The 3,772-nt window shown below is 37.1% G+C and carries 2 protein-coding genes; both read right to left on the bottom strand.

Annotated elements, in window-relative coordinates:
* Positions 1 to 1,536: glutamine-hydrolyzing GMP synthase (guaA, locus tag ACTTG8_RS09900; RefSeq protein WP_442561943.1), on the bottom strand; the 1,536-nt coding region annotated here is incomplete at its 3' end.
* A gap of 165 nt (positions 1,537 to 1,701) precedes the next feature.
* A complete protein-coding gene (locus ACTTG8_RS09895; RefSeq protein WP_442561942.1) occupies positions 1,702 to 3,126 on the bottom strand; it encodes an aminopeptidase in 1,425 nt (474 codons plus the stop codon).
* Positions 3,127 to 3,772: the final 646 nt, after the last annotated feature.

Raw genomic sequence — 3,772 nt, 5'->3', positions numbered from 1 at the left:
CTCTATCGTCCCCGGTGGCTTACTGGTTATATCATACAGTACCCTGTTAACTCCCCTGACCTCATTTATTATCCTGCTTACTACCTTCTGCAACACTTCCCAAGGTAGATTGCTTGCCTCTGCCGTCATAAAGTCAGTTGTATTTACTGCTCTTAGAGCAATAGCATAATCATAAGTTCTCTCGTCACCCATTACACCTACCGAACGCATATTGGTAAGGGCTGCAAAGTACTGTCCTATTGTTTTATCTAATCCTGCATTTGCTATTTCTTCTCTATAAATTGCATCTGCATCCTGAACTATTTTAACCTTCTCAGCCGTTACCTCTCCTATTATTCTTATGCCAAGGCCGGGACCTGGGAAAGGCTGGCGGAATACTAGGCGTTCAGAAATACCAAGTTCAAGACCGACCTTTCTTACTTCATCCTTAAAAAGACTTCTTAATGGCTCAATTATTTCTTTAAAATCTACATAGTCAGGGAGTCCACCTACATTGTGGTGAGATTTGATTACTACAGACTCACCGCCTACCCCACTCTCCACTACATCAGGATATATAGTTCCCTGCACAAGATAGTCCACTGTTCCAATTTTCTTAGCCTCTTCTTCAAATACCCTTATAAATTCCTCACCTATGATTTTACGTTTGGTTTCAGGTTCAGTTACCCCTTTTAACTTCTCATAAAATCTTTCCTGTGCATTTACTCTTATAAAATTAAGCTCATAGTTTCCCTCAGATCCAAATACTGCCTCTACCTCATCGCCTTCATTTTTACGAAGTAAACCATGGTCAACAAATACACAGGTAAGCTGTTTTCCCACTGCCTTAGAAAGAAGAACTGCAGCTACCGAGGAGTCAACTCCACCTGATAAGGCACAAAGTACCTTTCCATTGCCTACCTTCTCTCTTATTTCTTTTATAGAATTCTCTGCAAAAGCTGACATTTTCCAGTCACCTGTACATCCACAAATTTTATGTACAAAATTTGAAAGCATTTCCTTACCATACTCAGTGTGAAGTACCTCCGGATGGAATTGAATTCCATAAAGCCCTGCCTCTACATTCTCTATAGCTGCATTTGATGTAGAATCGGTATGAGCAATAGAAGTAAAACCCTCTGCCAACTTTGAAATATAGTCAAAATGACTCATCCATACTATTGATTTTTCAGGAATTCCATTAAACAATTTGGATTCTGTATTAAAAACCGTTTCAGTCTTTCCATATTCTCTATGTTCAGCTTTTTCAACCCTGCCCCCAAGGACATGGCTCATAAGCTGTGCTCCATAGCAAAGCCCCAGTACAGGAATTCCCATTTTAAAAAGTTCCACACTACAGGTAGCAGCATTTTCTTCATACACACTGCTTGGCCCCCCTGTAAGTATAATCCCCTTAGGATTCATTTCTTTTATCTTAGATAATTCTGTCTTGTAAGAATATATTTCACAATAAACATTTGCTTCTCGCACTCTTCTAGCCACAAGCTGGTTGTACTGTCCACCAAAATCAATTACAACTACTAATTCTTTTTTCACTTAAGGCTCCTTTCAAGGTTTAATCAAAATCTATAAAAAATATAACATAAAATTCTATATTATTCAATTATAATGTGGATTAAAAGGATATCATATAAAAAGGCCACAGGAACCATCTCCTGTGACCAAACATCAACTCAATTTCGAATTTAATTATCTTGCAAATTATGCGTCTTTTAAAAAGGCCTTGTATCCAAGATATGCCTCATAAATATCAGCCTTACAGCTTATTTCCCAAGGAGCATGCATATTCATAACTGCTACACCGGAGTCGATTACTTCCATATTGTAATTAGCTGCAATATAAGCAATAGTACCTCCACCTCCCTGGTCTACCTTACCAAGTTCTGCTGTCTGAAATGTGATATTATTATCCTTCATTATCTTTCTTATAGCTGCCATATACTCAGCAGTCGCCTCATTACTTCCACTCTTTCCTCTTGAACCTGTATATTTATTAAATACTATTCCTTTACCAAAATAAGCCGTATTCTTCTTCTCATTTACACTAGGATAGTTAGGGTCAAACGCTGCACTTACATCTGATGAGAGCATACGTGAATTAGCAAGAGCCCTTCTTAAATCAAGTTCATTGTACTCTCCTCTAAGGTTCATAACCTCAGCAACTACATTCTCAAAGAATCTGGATTCCATACCTGTAGCTCCCACACTGCCTATTTCCTCTTTATCTACAAGCAGGCAGCAGGCTGTCTTATCAGGAGCAGGAGCATCAAGTATTGCCTTAAGAGAGGTATAAGCACAAACCCTATCATCCTGTCCGTATCCCATTATCATACTGCTATCAAGTCCATAATGCTTAGCCTTTCCTGCCGGAACTATCTCAAGATCTGCCGAAAGAAAATCCTCTTCTTCGATATCATATTTGTCTTTTAATATTTTTAATATATTAGCTTTTACAGCCTCTTTCTCTTCTCCCTTAAGTGGCATACTGCCAAGCATTACATTAAGATCTTCTCCCTCAACCACCTTAGATGCTGTCTTTTGCAACTGGTCTGCAGAAAGATGGATAAGTAAATCCGTAATTCCGATTACAGGTCCTTCTTCATCTTCACCTATACAGATATTTACAGATGTTCCATCTTCTTTTACTACCACACCATGTATAGCAAGAGGAAGTGTTACCCACTGGTACTTCTTAATTCCTCCGTAATAATGTGTGTCAAGCATAGCAATCTCGGTATCCTCATAAAGTGGTACCTGCTTTGCATCTATTCTAGGTGAATCTATATGGGCACAAAGTATGTTTAATCCCTCTACCAAAGGCTTTTTCCCTATTACAAACAAAGCTAATGCCTTCCCCATATTAGAAATATAAACCTTATCACCTGCGTTCAATTTCTCCTTATTTAAAATCAGTTTGTTAAGATTTTTATAGCCTGCCTCTTCTGCCTGTCTTATAGACTCATCAACACATTCTCTTTCAGTTTTACAGTCTGAAATAAACTGCCTGTAAGTTTCACTCAAATCAAAGCAGGCTTTTAACGCCTTTTCATCATACTTCTCCCAAGCACTCTGCCTTATCCCCTTTTCTTTTGTTTCTACTTTTTTCTCTGTCTTTTTTGCTGACATTTTATCTCCTTTCAATCCCCTTTAAATCTAAGTTGTATTTTTCATTGAATATTTTATTACCGGCATATCACCGGACTTTATAGCATTTGTTCTGCAACAAATCCATCTTGCAATTAGCCTTGTAATATGCTATATTTATGGAGAAGAGAGTATCCATGTCAAATGTATACTCCCTAAGACTTGGTGCTGATGTCCATAAGGACGCACCTATCTTTATCAGTGACGAGCTAGGTAAACCTACTTTCTTTTGCGGAGAAAAGTAAGAATGTTAATAATCAGACTTCCAAAGGACATCAGCAGTGTTAATATCCCCAGAACAATCATAATGATTTCATAATCTGTAATACACATCCCTCCCTTTGTATTATTCCGATTTATCGGTTTATACTTAGGGAGTTTTTAATTTCTCATTCTGCCGCAGATACTCTCCGAGATTTATTCTACCACTCTTGAATAATTCTTTCAATATCAAAATTTTATCTAAAATATTTATACAACTGCTCTTACACCGATTTCTTATTACTCTTTTTGTGAAGTATTTCATATACAATATATTTGATGTTATATATGCTAAATATTATACTTATTGAAATCGTCAATAGGATTTAAAAGTCTTGAAAGTTCTCTGATTTTTCTTTTTGGCATT

Source organism: Catonella sp. (genome assembly GCF_052173895.1).
Taxonomy (GTDB): domain Bacteria; phylum Bacillota; class Clostridia; order Lachnospirales; family Lachnospiraceae; genus Catonella.
This window is presented reverse-complemented; position numbering and strand designations above follow the sequence as displayed.